Below are 16,582 nucleotides of genomic sequence, written 5' to 3'. Positions count from 1 at the left end.
CCGGCCGGGTCGGTGGTCGCTCCACCGACCTGCGATGCTGCCGGTGGCGATTCGCACCGGGAGCAGTTTCGTGCGGGAGGCATCGGTGACGACCGGCGAGATCCTCTGGGCGCTGCGCGCCGAGTGCCCGATTCCGCCCCGGCTCTCGCCGCACGCCGACCGGGTCCAGCAGTGGCTCGTCGACATTCTGCCCGAGCTGGGCATGCCGCTGGACGACGCCGCGCTGCACCGGCTGACCCGGGGCGGCTTCGCCCGGTACGCGGGGCGGCTCTACCCGGATGCCAGCGAGGCCGACCTACGGGTACTGACGGCCCTCTTCACCTGGTTCTTCCTCGTCGACGACGCCTGCGACGGCCCACAGAGACTGCGTCCGGCGCAGATCCGGGCGCTGCGCGACGGGACGTTGGCACTGCTGCACGACGGTCCCCGCGTCCGGCACAGCGGGCTGAGCGGGCCGCTGCGGCGACTGCTGGTGCTGGCCTGGCGGGAGCCGCGCAGACGGATGCCGTCGCGGTGGCGGCTGCGCTTCGCCGACGCGGTGGACCGGCACCTCGACGGCACCTGGCGGGAGGCGACGAACAAGGAGGCCGCCGTCCGACCCGGCGTCGACGCGTACGTCGAGTTGCGGCGGGCCACCTCGGCGGCCGAGGTGTCGTATCCGCTGGTGGAGTTCGTCGGCGGCCGGCCACTGCCCGATCCCGTCTACCACCATCCGCAGCTGCGCCGCATCGCCCGCACCGGCAACGACCTGCTCTCCTGGTACAACGACCTGGCCTCGCTGGAGAAGGACCGGGCCACCTCGGGCGGGCACAACCTGGTCCTGGCGACGCAGGCCGAGTGGGGCGTCTCGTCGGAGGAGGCGGTGCGGCGGGTGGCCGACCGCTGGCGCGAGTCGATGCGACGGTTCGTGGCGCTCCGCGCCGCCGTGCCGTCGTTCGGGCCGGCGTTGGACGAGGCCGTCAGCGACCATCTCGACGGGGTCGCGAACGCCGTCCGCGGCACCATCGACTGGACGCTGGAGAGCGGCCGCTACCCGACGGCCGCCTAGGGACGCAGGTCCAGGCGGATCACCAGGTCGAGCAGGGCGAAGACGAACAGGGCGATGCCGACGAACCCGTTGGCGGTAAAGAACGCCCGGTTGACCTTGCTGAGGTCGGTGGGGCTGACCACCAGGTGCTGGTAGGCGAACGCGACGGCGGTCAGCGCCAGGCCGACCCACCAGAGCCAGCCGAACCCGATCAGTGCCCCGAACCACACGAACAGCCCGAAGGTCACCACGTGCGCGAGCGTCGACGCGTGCAGCGCGAAGCGGCGACCGTACCGGGCGGGCACGCTGTGCACGCCGATCTCCCGGTCGATCTCGGAGTCCTGGCAGGCGTAGATCAGGTCGAAGCCGCCGATCCAGAGACCGACGGCCGCGCCGAGCACCCACGCCGGCCCGGAGCCGTCCAGGGTGCCGGTGACCGCGAGCCAGGCGCCGACCGGGCCGACCGCCTGGGCGATGGCGAGGATGGCGTGCGGCCAGTTGGTGAACCGCTTGCCGTACGGGTAGACGACCAGCGGCACCACGGCGAGCGGCGCGAGCATCAGGCAGAGCGGGTTGAGCAGCGCGGCGGCGACGAGGAACACCACGAGCGCGACGGCCGCGCCGGTCCAGGCCGTCCGCACGCTCACCGCCCCGGTGACCAGTTCCCGTCCGGCGGTACGGGGATTCCGCGCGTCGATCCGCCGGTCGAGGATGCGGTTGGCGGCCATCGCGAACGTCCGCGCCCCGACCATCGCCACGGTGATCAGCAGCAGGTCGACCCAGCGCACCCGACCGCCGTCGACCTGCATGGCGCTCAACGCCGAGAGGAAGGCGAAGGGAAGCGCGAACACGGAGTGCTCGATGGTGACGAGATCCAGGAAGGCACGCACCCTCCCCCGCGATCTTGAACTTTCTGCTGGGACATCTGGGGAGGAAGGGCGCGAATCGTCGACAGAAAGCGCAAGATCGAGAGGGTTGTCGGGGGTCGCCATCAGATCCCGTACTCCTTCCAGCGCTTGTCGACCAGGGCGGTGACCTCGGGGGCCATCCTCATCTCCTCCGGCCAACCACGGGTGTAGCCCTCCGCCGGCAGCTTGCGGGTCGCGTCCACGCCCACCTTGCCACCCCAGAACTGCTGGTACGACGAGTGGTCGAGGTGATCCACCGGGCCCTCGGTGAGCAGCAGGTCCCGCGCGTAGTCGACGTTGCCGAAGGCGCGGAAGGCCACCTCGTTGTAGTCGTGCACGTCGCAGTCCTCGTCGACGATCACGATCAGCTTGGTGAGCGACATGAGGTGCGCGCCCCAGATCGCGTTCATGACCTTCTGCGCGTGCTTCGGGTAGCGCTTGCGGATCGACACGATCGCGCAGTTGTGGAACACCCCGGCGGCCGGCAGGTCGTAGTCGACGATGTCCGGGATCAGCAGCTTGAGCAGCGGCTGGAAGATCCGCTCGGTGGCCTTGCCGAGGCCATGGTCCTCCTGCGGCGGCTTCGAGGTGACGATCGAGTGGTAGACCGGGTTGCGCTGCATGGTCATGGCCTCGATGTGCAGCACCGGGAACGGCTCGACCGGCGTGTAGAAGCCGGTGTGGTCGCCGAACGGCCCCTCGGGCAGCCGCTCGCCGGGCTCCAGGTAGCCCTCCAGCACGATCTGGGCGTGCGCCGGCACCTGCAACGGCACGGTGAGGCAGTCGACCATCTCCACCCGCTCGCCGCGCAGGAACCCGGCGAACAGGTACTCGTCGATGTCGCTGGGCAGCGGCGCGCTGGCCGCGTACGAGACAACGGGGTCGCAGCCGATCGCGACCGCGACCGGCAGGCGTTGCCCGAGTCGTTCGGCGACCGCGTGGTGGGCGGTGGAGTCCTTGTGGATCTGCCAGTGCATGCCGAGGGTGTTGCGGCCGTGCTGCTGGAGTCGGTAGAGGCCCAGGTTGCGCTTGCCGGTCTCCGGGTGCTTGGTGTGGGTCAGCCCGTAGTTGTGGAAGATCCCGCCGTCGCCGGGCCACACCTGCAACCCGGGCAGCCGGCCTAGGTCGACGTCGTCGCCCCGGTAGACGACCTCCTGGCAGGGCGCAGTCTTGACCTTGCGCGGCGGCACCGACTTGAGCTGCATGACCTTGCCCAGACCCTCGCGGATGCCAGACCAGCCGACCGGCAGCTCCGGCTTGATCAACGCGCCGATCCGCGCGCCGACCTCGTCCAGCGAGTCGACGCCGAGGGCCATCGCCATCCGCTTCTCGGTGCCGAACAGGTTGATCGCCACCGGCATCTCACCCCGGGTCGGACGCTCGAAGAGCAGCGCCGGGCCACCGGCGCGCACCGTGCGGGTGACCACCTCGCTGATCTCCAGGGTCGGGTCGACGGGGACGTCGACCCGGCGCAGCTCCCCCGCGCGCTCCAGCGCCGCGAGGAAGTCCTTGAGATCGGTGTACGGGAAGCCGCGAGCCATGTCGCCCAGTCTCCCGCACCGGGTGCGGCGCGGCCCACGCCGGGTGCTGTGAGACCCGCGACGACCCCGGTTCGTCCGATCTTGATCCACTCGGGTTTCCGGAAGTCGGGGTGTCCGGCGGCCTGGAACGGCCCGACTTCCGGAAGACCGAGTCGATCAACGTTCGAGCGCCGCGTCAGCAGGCATGCGCGGCGCGCGCAGGTATGGCCGCCGGTCGAGCGGGTAGCCGGGCAGCCGGCGGACGGGGGCGGCGAATGGGTGGCGATCGGGTTCCGGAAGGGTTCACCGAGCAACGGGCACGGGTCGGGCGGATGACCACGAACTACGTCCGTGGTGGCAGCGGCCCACCGCTGGTGCTGCTGCACGGGTACCCACAGTGTTGGTACATGTGGCGGCACCTGCTGCCCGAGTTGGGGCGGTCCTTCGAGGTGGTCGCGCCCGACCTGCGCGGATTCGGGGACAGCGACGCCCCGGCCGACGGGTACGACAAGAAGACCGTCGCCGCGGACCTGCACGGCCTGCTCGACCAGCTCGGCCTGACCGGTGACCTGCGAGTGGTCGGGCACGACCTGGGGACGATGGTGGCGTACGCGTACGCCGCCGCCCATCCTGAGCGGGTGAGTCGGCTCGCGCTCACCGAGGCGCCGATCCCGGACGAGAGCATCTACACGTTCCCCGCGCTCACGGCGGCCGGGCCGGGGGTGTGGAACTTCGGCTTCTTCACGCTCGGCAACGGGCTGCCGGAGGAACTGGTCCGGGGGCGGGAGTCGCTCTGGGTGGACCGGTTCACCGACGCCCTGATGGTGCACAAGGGCAGCATCGCCACGCCGGACATCGAGGAGTTCGCGCGCCACCTGCGCGACCCGGCGCACCTGCGGGCGAGCTTCGCCCACTTCCGGGCGTTCGACCAGGACATCGCCGACAACGCGGCGCACCGGGCCACGAAGCTCACCATGCCGGTGCTGGCCGTCGGCGCGTCGGCCAGCCTCGGCGGCCAGGTCGCCGAGCAGGTACGCCGGTACGCCGACACCGTGCGCGGTGAGGTGATCGACGACTGCGGGCACTGGCTGTACGAGGAACGCCCGGACGAGATGCTCGCCCTGCTGCGCGACTTCCTCGGTGCGGCCTGAGCCGCAGCCCCGGTAGGGTCAGTGGGTGCGGGCCAGGGCGACGAAGGAGCGCCACGCGGCGGGGCTGAAGGTCAGCACGCCGCCGTCGCGGTCCTTGGAATCGCGGACGTGCACCCGGCCGGGCAGGTTGTCGGCGACCTCGACGCAGGCGCCGCTGTTGTTGCCGCTGCGGGTGGACTTGCGCCAGTGAGCTCCGGTCAGATCCATGGCTTCACGATCTCCTCGAGCAGGTCGATGGACTGCTGCCGGGGCAGCGCGTCGCTGCGCAGACTCTCCCACCTTCCGAGCAGGGTCGCCACCTCGTTGTTCTCGTCGACGGCCGTGCCGCCGGTCTGGTTGTCGAGGAAACCGAGCCAACTGCCGTCGGCGGTGCGACCGAGGATGAACGGCCCGAACATGCCGGCGTGCAACCCGACCGCCTGGGGCAGCACGTGCACCCGGATGTGGGGGCGGCGGGCGCACGCCACCAGGTGCCGGAGCTGGCCGGCCAGCACTCCGGCGCAGCCCTCGGCGAAGCGTCGCAGGGCGGCCTCGTCGATCACGGCGGTGAGCTGCGGTGGGTGCTCCCGGTCGAGGATCGCCTGCCGTTCCAGCCGGGCGGCCACCAGCTCCTCCACCCGCTCGGCGGTGAGCCCCAGGTCGAGCCGGAACACCGCGCGGGCGTAGTCGGCGGTCTGCAACAGCCCGGGGATCATCGTCGCCTCGAAGCAGCGCAACTGGGTGGCCACCCGCTCGACCTCCAACCAGGGGCGGAACCAGACCGGCTCGCCGTCGCGGCGGCCTAGCTCGCGCAGCGAGACCAGCAGGCCGCCGGTGTCGAGCACCTCGTCGGCGCGGGTCAGGTACGCCAGGTTGGGCACCGTCTGGCCCACCTCGACCGAGGACACCATGGACGGTGAGTAGTGGGCCCGCTTGCCGTACTCCTCCTGGCTGAGCCCGGCCGCGAGCCGTGACCGCCGGAGCTGGTCTCTGATCATTTCCGCTGTGGACAGTGTCGTGGTCATCGCGCCTCGCCTTTCGCTGCCGAGGAGGGCCATCTCGACCCTCCTGGCGCAAGGTAGCGAAACCGCGACCCTGAGTCAGCCCTCTGCCGGCATGTTGCGGTAACGCGGGCCGGTCAGGCGGCGGGCGTCCAGGCGTGGGCGTCCAACGGCGGGTCGAGCGGCGCGCGGGTGAGGCGGTTGGCGAAGGTCGACATGGTGTACGCCCCGACGCCGAGCACCACGTCCAGCGCCTGCCGGGGCTGGTAGCCGGCCGCCCGGAACGCGTCGAACTGGTCGTCGGGCACCGCGCCGTGGTGCTTGAGCACGGCAAGCGTGAACTGGCGCAGCGCCTCCAGTCGCGGCTCGGGCAGCTCCGTGCCGGCGCGCAGCGCGGTGATCAGTGCGGCGCTCGCGCCGATCTCAGTGATCTTGCCGGAGTGCAGAGCCACGCAGAAGTGGCATTCGTGGGAGGTGGAGACGGTGAGGATGACCACCTCCCGCTCGACCGGCGCGAGGCTGGTCTGTTCGAACCCCGCGCTGGCGGCGAGGAAGCCGTTGAGCAGCTGTGGTGACTCGGCAATCAGCGCCACTGCGGTGGGCAGCCAGCCGAAGCGGCCTCGTACTCCCTCGATGGCCCGCCGGGCGGCAGCGGGTGCGGTCTCGGCGGTGTGGGCGGTGAAGACGGACATGGGTGCCTGCCCTAAGATAGTCAACGTGGTTGACGAAATAGTAAACGTGGTTGTCGAACATGACAAGCCCTGAGCCGCGCCGGCCCGGCTTCCAGCTCCCGCTGCTGCTGCTGGCCGGCTTCCGCACCCTGATCGACGACCTGCACGCCGAGCTGGCCCGCGAGGGGCATCCCGACCTGCGCCCCCTGCACGGGTTCGTGCTCCAGGCCGTGGGCGTCGACGGCACCACCGCCAGCGAGCTGGGGCAGCGACTGGGCATCTCCAAGCAGGCCGCCGGCAAGACGGTCGATCGGCTGGTCGCCGTCGGCTATCTGGAACGGCTCGACGATCCCGCCGACGCCCGCCGTCGGCTGGTCCGGATGACACCGCGCGGCGTCGACGGGCTGCGTCGCTCGGCCGAGATCTTCGACCGGCTACGTCGCCAGTGGGCCGAACGCCTCGGCGAGGAACGGGTCGACGCCATGGAGGACGACCTGCGCACGATGGCCGCCGCCAACTGGTTCCGCCTCGACATGCCGGGCTGGTTCGGCGGCTGACCGAGATCGACACCAGATCGCCGACGTGGTGCCTTGCCGGGCGAACGATGCCGCCAGATCGCCGACCTGGAGTGGATCAAGACCGCGGGACGGCGCAAGCGCGGCGGCACGACTCAAGCGCGGCGAGACGGCGGGACGGCGTCGGCGCGGCGTGCGTCAAGCCCTGCGGACACATCTCACCCGTCCTGGCCGAACGGCCGGGCCCGGTGCAGGCTGATGGGCATGTCGGACGCATACGTCGTCGGCGACCCGGACGGATTGTCACCACTGCTGGTCGCGGTGCGCGACGCCATCGCTCGCGAACTGCACGCACAGGTGGCGCTACGCGGTGAGCGCATCGAGCTGGTCGACGTGCCCGAGGTCGCCTACCAGGTCACCCTGCGGGTCGACGAGACCCTGCGCCGCCGCTGACCGCAAGCCCGCCCCACACCACCCGCCAAGCGTGTCACCTCGTTCGAGGCAGCAAGTTCGGGGATGTTGCTGCCTCGCGCGCGGCTGAGGCAGCAACATCCCCGATGTTGTGACGATCTTGGGCGTTTGGGGGGCCCGCCGGGGTCAGTTCAGCCCGCCGTACGAGTGCAGGCCGGTGAAGAAGATGTTCACGCCGAACAGGTTCATCAGCATGGTGAGGAAGCCGAGCACGGCGATCCAGGTGGCCACGTTCCGCTTCACGCTGGGCGTGGCCCGTGCGTGCAGGTAGCCGGCGTAGACCACCCAGGAGATGAACGCCCAGGTCTCCTTCGGGTCCCAGCCCCACGGCCGGCCCCAGGCCGCCTCGGCCCAGATCGCGCCCGCGATCACCGCGAACGTGAAGATCGGGAAGGCGAAGGCGTGCAGCGTGAAGGTCAGCCGCTCCAGGCTGGCCGCGGCGGGCAGCCGCTTCGCGAGGGTGTACGGAAAGCTCCGCTTGCCCTGCTCGTACCCGTTGCGCATCAGGAAGCCGACGCCCGGCACCGCGCCGAGCAGGAAGATGCCGGACGCGAAGACGATGGTCGAGACGTGGATGACGAACCAGTACGAGTTCAGGGCCGGCACCAGCGGCACGATCGGCACGTACAGCACCAGCTCGGCGGTGGCCACCAGCAGCACCATGACCAGGGTGAGAAACAGCCCGAGCTTGCGCAGCGACGGCCGCTTCCAGAGCACCACCAGCCAGGCCGCGACCCCGATGAACGTCACCGTGAGCACGAACTCGTACATGTTGCCCCACGGCATGCGGTCGGCCGCGAGACCACGGGTGACCAGCGCCGCGAGGTGCAGCACGGCGGCGAGCGCGGTGGCCGCCACCGCGACCAGCCCGGCGATACGCGCCCGGCGGGCCGAGCCGTCCACCGACGGCGGGACCTTCGCGGGCGGCTCGGCGGTCACGCCGCCGGCACCGCCGACCCCGGCACCCACCAGCTCGCGGGCGGGCGACGCCACGGCGGCCCGGGTACGGGCGTTGCCCAACGCGTACTCCACGGCGTGGCTGATCATCGCGATCAGGTACGTCAGGATCGCGAAGGTCACCAGATTGTCGGAGAGCGCGGACATCACTCGGTCCCTTCTCGCACACCGGCCCGCTCGGCCGCCCGTTCGTCACCGTTCACGGCGGTGACCAACTGGGCGAACTCGTCGGCGAACCCTGGATAGTCGGTGCGCGGCAACCCACCGGCCTCCATCAAGCTACTACCGTCCGTCGGAGATCCATTCCCGGGGTCGGCCGGCAGCACCCGGAACCACACCCGGCGACGCCGCCCGAACAACGAGCCCATCAGCCCGACCAGCAGCACACCGCAGCTCACCAGCAGCGGCGTCGAGCCGGGATCGTGCCGGATGGAGAGTGTCACGTACCGCTCGGTGCCCAGGAACTCGACGGTGGTGCCGTCGTCGAGCGTCCACTTCTCGCCCTTGCGGAGCAGCTTGCTGCCGACCTCCTTGACCTTGCCGGCGCGTACCTGCCGCTGGTCGAGTTGGTAGACCGAGCCGGGGATGCCGGCGTCCATGCCGAGGTTGCCCCGGTAGGCGACCAGGTTCAGCGCCGGGTTGCGCTCGGTCGGGTACTCGGAGCGGACGAACGGGGCCTGCTGCGGCGCGGTCGGCAGGTAGATGCCGGTGAAGGCCATCTGCTCGCCCGGCACCCGCTTGCCGGTCGCCGGGTCGACGTTCGCGTCCGGGAAGGCGGCCAGCCCCTCGCTGGTCAGGCCCATGTCGCCGGTCGTCAGGAACGGTTCGTCACTGACCTGGCTGTTGCCGTACCGGTCGGTGTAGCGGATCACCGGGGCGTACCCGTGGCCGAGCAGGTAGACGCTCGCGTCGGCGAGGCGCAGCGGCGAGTTGACCGAGAAGTCCGCGCTGCGGGTCGGCTCGTCCGGCCCGTCGACGGTGACCCGGGCGTTGAAGAACTCCGGCTGACCGGACGGCAGGAACCGGGCCTGGAAGTCGTCCAGCCGCAGGCAGAAGCGGGGCAGGTCGGCGCTGTCCACGCGGGGGCCGAGCTTGGCCTCGGCGTACTGCTGGCGGGTGTTGCAGAACGCGTTGTCCGCGCCGGCCACCAGCAGGCGGTTGCCGCTCCACCCGTACCACGAGCCGAGCGCGACGCCGATCAGCACCGCGATGAGCGAGGTGTGGAACAGCAGGTTGCCGGTCTCCTTGAGGTAGCCCTTCTCGGCGGAGACCTCGTTCCCGCGTACCTCGACCCGCCAGCGGCGCTTGCGCAGCACCTCGGCGACGGCGTCCACGCCGCCGGCCGGGGTGGACAGCGTGGTGTGCTGCGGCAGCCGCTCCAGCCGCCTGGGCGCGACCGGCGGCCGGGACCGCAGCGCCCGGACGTGGTCACGCAACCGGGGCGTGATGCAGCCGATCAGCGAGGTGAACAGCAACAGGTAGATGGCGGAGAACCAGACCGAGCCGAAGACCTCGAACGCGCCGATCCGGTCGAGCCGGGGGGCCCAGTCCGGGTGGTCGACGAAGTACTGGTTGACCTTCTCCGGGCTGATCCCGCGCTGCGGCAGCACCGAGCCGGGGATCGCGGCGATCGCCAGCAGGAAGAGCAGGATCAGGGCCGTACGCATGCTGGTGAGCTGCCGCCACGAGTTGCGCAGCAGGGCCAGCAGCCGGCTGGGCCGGCGGCGCGGCGCCGGGGCCTTGGCCTCCGGGCGTTCGTCGACGACCGTCATATGCTCACCTCGCCCACCCCGACGGTGGTCTGTAGCCAGATCACGAAGCTCTGCCATCCGCCGGTGACCAGCGCCAGGCCGATCAGGATGAGCAGGGCGCCGCCGATCCGGGTGACCCAGCGGCTGTTGCGCCGGATGGCGCGGAAGACCCCGAGCAGGCGTTGGAAGCCCAGCCCGAAGACGACGAACGGTATCCCCAACCCGAGGCAGTACGCCACGGCGAGCACCACGGCCCGGTCACTCTGCCCGCTGGTGGCCGCCATGCCCATCACCGCGCCGAGCGTCGGCCCGGTGCACGGCACCCAGCTCAGCGCGAAGACCGCCCCGAAGACCGGGGCGCCGAGCAGGCCGGCCGACGGCAGTCGGGAGATCCGGAACTCGCGTTGCAGGGCGGGGATCATCCCCAGGTAGCCCAGGCCGAGCACGATGATCAACGCGCCGACGACGATCTCCAACTGCCGCTCGTAGTCGAAGAAGACCCGACCGATGCCGGCGAACAGGATCGCGGTGGCCACGAAGACCACGGTGAAGCCGGCGATGAAGAGCAGCGTCCCGGCGAGCACCCGGCCCTTGACCGCCGCCACCGCCGTCGTCCGCTCTTGGACCGCGACGCCACCAGCGCCGTCGGGGGCCGGGGCCGCCGTCGGCCGCCGGCCGTCGAGGTCCGCGCCGGCCAACCCGGTGACGTACGACAGGTAGCCCGGCACGAGTGGCAGCACGCACGGGGAGAGGAAGCTGACCAGGCCGGCGAGCGCCGCCGCACCGATGGCGAGCACCAGCGGCCCGCTCCGGGCAAGCTCCTCGAACGTCTCGCCCATCAGTTCGACGCCGGCTTCTCGGCCGCGATCTTCTCCACGATCGGCCGCAGCTCGTCCTGGGTCACGGCACGGCGGATCACCACAGCGATCCGGCCGTCACGGTCGAGGACCACTGTCGCCGGTGTGGCGTTGGGCGGGATGTCGAAATTCAGCGCCTGGCGGCTGGCCGGGTCGAAGATGCTCGGGTAGGTGACCCGCCCCTGCTCGAAGGCGATCGCCTTGTCCCTGCTGTCCTGCACGTTGACCCCCAGGAAGGTCACCCCGGACGCCTTGGTGGCCTGGTAGGTGGCCTCCAGATCGTCGGCCTCCGCACGGCAGGGCGCGCACCAGGAGCCCCAGAAGTTGACCACCACCACCTGGCCGCGTGCCTGGGAGATGTCGTACTGGCCGCCGGTGAGCAGTTCGCCGCTCATCTTCGGGGTCTTCGACCGCTGGTCCTCGGCACAGGTGACCGTGAGGCCGTCGCTGGTGCAGTTCTTCTCCCCGCTGCCACCCGAGGAACAGCCGACGAGCGCCACCGCGGCGACGGTGGCGAGCAGACCGGCGGTCCACCTCCGGGTGGTCATCAGGCCCCCTTGGCCGTCCGGGCTGTCGCGGAGAGAGCGACGAGGTGCGCGGCCGGCTCGCTGTAGCCGATGCCCACCACCTTCGCGTCGTCGAAGTGGAACGACGTGAGGCTCGCCAGCCCGCACTGGCGCTTGCGCGGGTCGTGCCAGAGCCGCTTGCGCTCGACGTAGCGGCGCAGCGTCCAGATCGGGAGCTGGTGCGAAACCAGCACCGCCTCGCGTCCCTCGGCGGCGACCCGGGCGGCGTGCACGGCCGCGAACATCCGCTCGGCGATCACCCGGTACGCCTCACCCCAGGACGGCGTCACCGGATCACGCAGCACCCACCAGTTGCGCGGGTCGCGGAACGACCCGTCGCCCGGAGAGACCTTCTTGCCCTCGAACCAGTTGGCGCTCTCGATCAGCCGCTCGTCCACCCCGACCGGCAGCCCGAACTGGGCGGCGATCGGCTCGGCGGTCTGCTGCGCGCGCTCCAGCGGGCTGGCCACCACGTGCACGATCTCCCGCTCGGCGAGACCCTGCGCGGCGGCCTTGGCCATCTGCACGCCCAGCTCGGAGAGGCGGAAACCGGGCAGCCGCCCGTACAGGATCTGGTCGGGGTTGTGCACCTCGCCGTGCCGGAGCACGTGGACCACCGTCTTCGCCACTGTCTGTTACCCCCCGTGACCGGCCGCTGCCGCCGCGTTCGCCGCCGTCGGCAGCGCGGCGGCGATGTGCTCCAGAGCGGCGTCGTCGATCGCCGCCGACACGAACCACGACTCGAACGCGCTCGGCGGCAGGTAGACGCCGGAGGCGAGCATCGAGTGGAAAAACGCCTTGAACGCCGGCACCTGCTGGGTGCGCGCGCTGTCGTAGTCGACCACGTCGGCGTCGGTGAAGAAGATCGAGAACATGCTGCCCGCGTACGACAAACGGTGCGGGACCCCGGCGGCGGCCAGCGCGTCGGACGCCAGCCTGCCCACGACGGCGGCCGTGTCGTCGAGCTTGCGGTAGAGCGCGTCGTCGGCGAGCCGCAGGGTCGCGAGGCCAGCGGCGCAGGCCAGCGGGTTACCGGAGAGCGTCCCGGCCTGGTAGACCGGGCCGGCCGGCGCGAGACGCGCCATGATGTCCGCGCGCCCGCCGAACGCCGCGGCGGGCAGGCCACCACCCATGACCTTGCCGTACGTCCACAGGTCGGCGTCGGAGGCGTCGAGGCCGTGCCACCCGGCGCGGGAGACCCGGAACCCGGTCATCACCTCGTCCACGACGAGGAGTGCGCCGTGCGCGTGGGCGATCCGGGCCAGCTGCTGGTTGAAGCCGTCGCGGGGGGCCACCACGCCCATGTTGCCGGCGGCGGCCTCGGTGATCACGGCGGCGATGTGCGGGCCCTCGGCGGCGAACGCCTCCTCGACGGCCCGGATGTCGTTGTACGGCAGCACGATCGTCTCGCTGGCCGCCGCGCCCGTGACGCCGGGCGAGTCGGGCAGGCCGAGGGTCGCCACGCCGGAGCCGGCGGAGGCGAGCAGCGCGTCGACGTGACCGTGATAGCAGCCGGCGAACTTGACGATCTTGGAGCGACCGGTGAAGCCCCGGGCCAGCCGGATCGCCGACATGGTCGCCTCGGTGCCGGAGTTGACCAGGCGGACCTGCTCCACCGGCGTCCGGTCGACGATCTCGGCGGCCAGCTCCACCTCGCCCGGCGTGGGCGTGCCGAAGCTGGTGCCCCGGGCGGCGGCGGCCTGCACGGCGTCCACCACCTCCGGGTGGGCGTGCCCGAGGATCAGCGGACCCCACGAACACACCAGGTCGACGTAGCGGCGACCGTCGGCGTCGAACAGCCACGGCCCCTCACCACGGACCATGAAGCGCGGGGTGCCGCCAACCGCCTGGAAGGCGCGCACGGGGGAGTTGACCCCGCCGGGCACGATGGCGCGGGCGCGGTCGAACAGGGCCTCGGAGGCCGGCGCGTCGGCCGGGTAACGGCCAGATCCGGCGAAAACGATGTCGGTCACGATGCCGCCATTGTGTCAGCGCCGGACGGTCAACCAGCAGCCACCCCGGGCGAGGGTTACCGGGCTCACCCGCTCTCGACGCTCGTCACGGGCTCGGCGGGCGGCGCGGTGTCCGGCTGGGTGGCGCGGGGTCGCAGCACGGCTCGTCGCCTCGACAGGCCGGGTCGGCTGGATCGCGCTAGGCTGACCGAGTGGATCGTGCCGAACTGTCCATCACGCTACACCGGACGGGTGACGAAGCAGTGCTTCGCCTGGCCGGTGAGATCGACATGCTCACGGCCGCCCAGCTCAGCACCGTGGTCAACGAGGTGCTGACCGATCCGCCCCCGCGGATCGTGCTCGACCTCGGCGGCGTCACCTTCTGCGACTCGCAGGGCCTGGGCACGCTCGTGGTGCTCAGCCGCAAGGCCAGCCACGCGCAGAGCCTGCTGATGCTCACCCACGTCGGGGACTTCCTCATCCGCGTCCTGGACATCACCGGCCTCCGCAGCGCCCTGATGATCCGCAACGACCAACCCACCGGCTAACCCCCCACCCCTCCCCTCCCCTCTCCCGCGCCACGCCCGCCCGCCCGCAGGCGTTGATCATGAAGTTATTGCCAAATTCCGTCCCATTTGTCGGCAATAACTTCATGATCAACGCGCTTCGGGTGACCGAGCCGGGCCGGGTTTCAGGGAGTGGGGATGTTTCGGGTTTGGAAGGTTTTTAGGGCCACAGCCAGGAGGAGGGCGGCCAGGGCCGTCAGGGTCAACAGGGGGGTTGCGGTCCAGTTGTCGGACAGGATCTGGGGGGTGTGGGTGAAGGGGCTGAGGTCCAGGACCCACTGGCTCAGCTTCAGGACCGCGCCGATCTGACCCAGCAGCAGGCAACCGGCGAGCACCGCCCACGCCGCCCAGGAGAACCGGGGTAGCCAGCCGACCAGCAGCGCCGCCAACCCGGCGAGCACCCACGCCGCCGGCACCTGGGCGAGCCCCACGCCGAGCATCCGGGGCACCTCGCCGCCGACGTCACCGACGCTGAGGCCGTACGACAGTCCCGTCGCCGCTCCCGTCACGGCCAGCACCACCACCGGACCGAGCAGCGCGAAGAGCAGGTGCGCCGCCAGCCAGCGGGACCTGCTCACCGCCGTGGCGAGCAGCGGTTCGGCCCGCCCGGCCGTCTCCTCCGCCCGCGCCCGCAGCGCGGCCTGGATGCCGTACCCGGCGGCGGCCAGCGCGGTCAGGCTCAACGTGCTGCCGAGGTACGCCTCGGCCAACGTCGACGACCCACCCAGCCGGGCCAGCAGCTCGGCGACCTGCTCGTTGCCCTGCACCGCGTCGCCGGCCGCGTCCGCCGCCCCGCCCAGCACCAGACCGAGCAGCCCGAAGCCGACCGTCCAGCCGAGCAACTGGCCCCGGTGCAGCCGCCAGGCCAGGCCGAACGGCCCCGCCAGCGTGCCGGTGGCCGGGCCGAGGCGGGGTGGCAGCACGCCGGCACCCACGTCCCGGCGTACCGAGACGGGGTACGCGACGAGCGCCACCGCCACGCTGAACAGCACCGGCAGCAGCAGCACCCACCAGCGTTCACCGGCAAAGGGCCGCCCCCGGGCCGCCCAGCCGAGCGGGGAGAGCCAGCTCAACCATTCGGCGCTCCCGCCGCTGCCACCGGAACCTCCGGCGTCGCCGCCGAGTCGCAGCGCGAACGCCAACCCGAGCACGCCCAGGCCGATGCCGCGCGCCCCGCCGGCGCTCTGGGTGAGTTGCGCGGCCAGGCCGCCGACCGTGGCGAACGCGACGCCGGTCAGGGCCACGCTGACGCCGAACAGGAGCGACCCGGCACCGGGCAGGCCCGCGGCGACCAGACCGCCGGCGATGAGCAGGCCGAGCAGCAGATTCGCGGCGTACGTGACCAGCAGCGCCGCGGTCAGCCCGGCGTACCGGCCGAGGACCGACGCGCCCAGCAACTCCCGCCGACCGGCCTCCTCCTCGGTACGGGTGTGCCGCACCACCGTCAGCACGCTCGCCAGGGCGGCGACCAAGGCGAACAGACCCGCCCGCTGGACGGTGAGCGCGCCGATGCTGTCGCCGTACACCGGACCGAGCAGCGCGACGATCGACGGGTTGCTCGCCGTGCCGGCCAGGTAGGCGGCCCGCTCGGCGGCGGTCGGATAGAGGCCGGCGTACGCGCCGGCATAGCTGGCCGGCAGCACGGCCAGCGGAAGTATCCAGATGGGCAGCACGATCCGGTCCCGCCGCAGGATCAGCCGGACCAGGTGCCGGGTGCCGGTGAACGCGCTGGCTCGCGGGCCCGGCTCACTCCGCGCGCTCACGACGACACCTGCTCGGTCTGGTAGTGCCGCAGGAACAGCTCCTCCAGCGTCGGCGGTTGGCTGACCAGGCTGCGTACGCCGATCTCGGTGAGCCGACGGAGCGCGACGTCCAGCGCGGCGTCCTCCACGTCGAAGCGCACCCGCTGCCCGTCCACCCGCAGGTCGTGTACGCCGGTGAGCTGACCCAGGCCGTCCACCGGGCCGGTCAGCTCGGCCTCGATGGAGGTGCGCCGCAGGTGTCGCAGCTCGCTCAGGGTGCCGGTCTCCACGTCCCGCCCGTTGCGGATGATCGTCACCCGGTCGCAGAGCGCCTCCACCTCGGCCAGGATGTGGCTGGAGAGCAGCACGGTACGACCGTCGGCCTTCGCGCGGCGCACCCAGTGCTGGAAGACCTCCTCCATGAGGGGGTCCAGGCCGGAGGTCGGCTCGTCCAGGATGAGGAGTTCGGCGTCCGACGCGAGAGCGGCCACCAGGCCGACCTTCTGCCGGTTGCCCTTGGAGTACGTCCGGCCCTTCTTGCGGGGATCCAGCTCGAAGGAGTCCAGCAGTTCGGCGCGGCGGGCCGGGTCGAGGCCGCCGCGCATCCGGCCGAGCAGGTCGATGACTTCGCCGCCGGAGAGGTTGGGCCAGAGCGTCACGTCGCCCGGCACGTACGCCAGCCGGCGGTGCAGGGCCACCGCGTCGCGCCACGGATCGCCCCCGAGCAGGCGGACGACCCCCGCGTCCGTCCGCAGCAGACCGAGGAGCGCCCGGATGGTCGTCGACTTGCCGGCGCCATTCGGACCGAGGAAGCCGTGCACCTCGCCGGCGCGGACGGTCAGGTTCAGACCGTCGAGCGCCCGGACCCGGCCGAAGGTCTTGACCAGGCCGGACACGTCAATCGGAGTTTCCATATATCGGAAGCTACACTCGTTTCACAAAGTTGTG

18 protein-coding genes are annotated in these 16,582 nt (G+C 71.5%); 5 read left to right on the top strand and 13 right to left on the bottom strand.

The annotated features are described in order from the left end of the window. Positions 1-43: 43 nt before the first annotated feature. On the top strand, positions 44-1,048 hold the full coding sequence (locus ACN269_RS21350; RefSeq protein ID WP_421474075.1) for a terpene synthase family protein: 1,005 nt from the start codon (positions 44-46) through the stop codon (positions 1,046-1,048). On the opposite strand, the gene mqnP is transcribed toward ACN269_RS21350, so the two are convergent. Both mqnP and ACN269_RS21340 read right to left on the bottom strand, forming a co-directional pair. Continuing rightward, positions 1,045-2,019 carry a menaquinone biosynthesis prenyltransferase MqnP gene (mqnP, locus tag ACN269_RS21345; RefSeq protein WP_421474074.1) on the bottom strand — a complete coding sequence of 325 codons (975 nt, stop codon included), beginning with the start codon at positions 2,017-2,019 and terminating at the stop codon, positions 1,045-1,047. The two genes, ACN269_RS21350 and mqnP, sit on opposite strands and share 4 nt — an antisense overlap. Beyond that, positions 2,019-3,476, bottom strand: a complete 1,458-nt coding sequence (locus ACN269_RS21340) for a menaquinone biosynthesis decarboxylase (RefSeq protein WP_421474073.1) — start codon at positions 3,474-3,476, stop codon at positions 2,019-2,021. The genes mqnP and ACN269_RS21340 overlap by 1 nt, the downstream gene beginning before the upstream one ends. Positions 3,477-3,787: 311 nt before the next feature. Between ACN269_RS21340 and ACN269_RS21335 the strand changes: the two genes are divergently transcribed. Beyond that, positions 3,788-4,606, top strand: coding sequence for an alpha/beta fold hydrolase (locus tag ACN269_RS21335; RefSeq protein WP_421474072.1), 819 nt, complete (start codon positions 3,788-3,790; stop codon positions 4,604-4,606). A gap of 18 nt (positions 4,607-4,624) precedes the next feature. Here the strand turns inward: ACN269_RS21335 and ACN269_RS21330 are convergent, their stop codons facing one another. From ACN269_RS21330 to ACN269_RS21320, 3 genes are all read right to left on the bottom strand, one after another. Then, the gene (locus ACN269_RS21330; protein ID WP_421474071.1) at positions 4,625-4,813 is read right to left on the bottom strand and encodes a DUF397 domain-containing protein; all 189 of its coding nucleotides are present in this window, start codon (positions 4,811-4,813) and stop codon (positions 4,625-4,627) included. Next, entirely contained in the window at positions 4,804-5,610 is an 807-nt protein-coding gene (locus ACN269_RS21325; protein ID WP_421474070.1) for a helix-turn-helix domain-containing protein, read from the bottom strand. Before ACN269_RS21325 ends, ACN269_RS21330 begins: the two co-directional genes overlap by 10 nt. 113 nt (positions 5,611-5,723) lie before the next feature. Next, on the bottom strand, positions 5,724-6,278 hold the full coding sequence (locus tag ACN269_RS21320; protein WP_421474069.1) for a carboxymuconolactone decarboxylase family protein: 555 nt from the start codon (positions 6,276-6,278) through the stop codon (positions 5,724-5,726). A 59-nt stretch (positions 6,279-6,337) separates the two neighbouring features. Between ACN269_RS21320 and ACN269_RS21315 the strand changes: the two genes are divergently transcribed. Both ACN269_RS21315 and ACN269_RS21310 read left to right on the top strand, forming a co-directional pair. Next, the gene (locus ACN269_RS21315) at positions 6,338-6,814 is read left to right on the top strand and encodes a MarR family winged helix-turn-helix transcriptional regulator (protein WP_421474068.1); all 477 of its coding nucleotides are present in this window, start codon (positions 6,338-6,340) and stop codon (positions 6,812-6,814) included. 222 nt (positions 6,815-7,036) lie between these two features. Continuing rightward, positions 7,037-7,225, top strand: a complete 189-nt coding sequence (locus ACN269_RS21310; RefSeq protein WP_421474067.1) for a hypothetical protein — start codon at positions 7,037-7,039, stop codon at positions 7,223-7,225. Positions 7,226-7,369: 144 nt separating this feature from the next. Here ACN269_RS21310 and ccsB read toward each other — a convergent pair whose 3' ends face one another. From ccsB to hemL, 6 genes are read right to left on the bottom strand one after another with little or no spacing between them, the layout of a single operon-like run. Continuing rightward, positions 7,370-8,347 (bottom strand): c-type cytochrome biogenesis protein CcsB, encoded by a 978-nt coding sequence (ccsB, locus tag ACN269_RS21305; protein WP_421474066.1) that lies wholly within the window; start codon positions 8,345-8,347, stop codon positions 7,370-7,372. Then, positions 8,347-9,972 carry a cytochrome c biogenesis protein ResB gene (resB, locus tag ACN269_RS21300; protein WP_421474065.1) on the bottom strand — a complete coding sequence of 542 codons (1,626 nt, stop codon included), beginning with the start codon at positions 9,970-9,972 and terminating at the stop codon, positions 8,347-8,349. Before resB ends, ccsB begins: the two co-directional genes overlap by 1 nt. After that, entirely contained in the window at positions 9,969-10,790 is an 822-nt protein-coding gene (locus ACN269_RS21295) for a cytochrome c biogenesis CcdA family protein (RefSeq protein WP_421474064.1), read from the bottom strand. Before ACN269_RS21295 ends, resB begins: the two co-directional genes overlap by 4 nt. After that, entirely contained in the window at positions 10,790-11,356 is a 567-nt protein-coding gene (locus ACN269_RS21290; protein ID WP_421474063.1) for a TlpA family protein disulfide reductase, read from the bottom strand. Before ACN269_RS21290 ends, ACN269_RS21295 begins: the two co-directional genes overlap by 1 nt. Then, positions 11,356-12,003 (bottom strand): histidine phosphatase family protein, encoded by a 648-nt coding sequence (locus ACN269_RS21285; RefSeq protein WP_355048316.1) that lies wholly within the window; start codon positions 12,001-12,003, stop codon positions 11,356-11,358. The genes ACN269_RS21290 and ACN269_RS21285 overlap by 1 nt, the downstream gene beginning before the upstream one ends. A gap of 6 nt (positions 12,004-12,009) precedes the next feature. Beyond that, positions 12,010-13,347 carry a glutamate-1-semialdehyde 2,1-aminomutase gene (gene hemL / locus ACN269_RS21280; protein ID WP_421474062.1) on the bottom strand — a complete coding sequence of 446 codons (1,338 nt, stop codon included), beginning with the start codon at positions 13,345-13,347 and terminating at the stop codon, positions 12,010-12,012. A gap of 191 nt (positions 13,348-13,538) precedes the next feature. On the opposite strand from hemL, the gene ACN269_RS21275 reads away from it, so the two are divergent. Continuing rightward, the gene (locus tag ACN269_RS21275; RefSeq protein WP_421474061.1) at positions 13,539-13,874 is read left to right on the top strand and encodes an STAS domain-containing protein; all 336 of its coding nucleotides are present in this window, start codon (positions 13,539-13,541) and stop codon (positions 13,872-13,874) included. Between the two features lie 143 nt (positions 13,875-14,017). Here the strand turns inward: ACN269_RS21275 and ACN269_RS21270 are convergent, their stop codons facing one another. Both ACN269_RS21270 and ACN269_RS21265 read right to left on the bottom strand, forming a co-directional pair. Continuing rightward, positions 14,018-15,655, bottom strand: a complete 1,638-nt coding sequence (locus tag ACN269_RS21270) for an ABC transporter permease (RefSeq protein WP_421474060.1) — start codon at positions 15,653-15,655, stop codon at positions 14,018-14,020. Continuing rightward, positions 15,652-16,548, bottom strand: a complete 897-nt coding sequence (locus ACN269_RS21265) for an ATP-binding cassette domain-containing protein (RefSeq protein ID WP_421474059.1) — start codon at positions 16,546-16,548, stop codon at positions 15,652-15,654. The genes ACN269_RS21270 and ACN269_RS21265 overlap by 4 nt, the downstream gene beginning before the upstream one ends. Positions 16,549-16,582: the final 34 nt, after the last annotated feature.

It is taken from the genome of Micromonospora sp. WMMD736 (assembly GCF_049179015.1).
GTDB lineage: Bacteria > Actinomycetota > Actinomycetes > Mycobacteriales > Micromonosporaceae > Micromonospora.
This window is presented reverse-complemented; position numbering and strand designations above follow the sequence as displayed.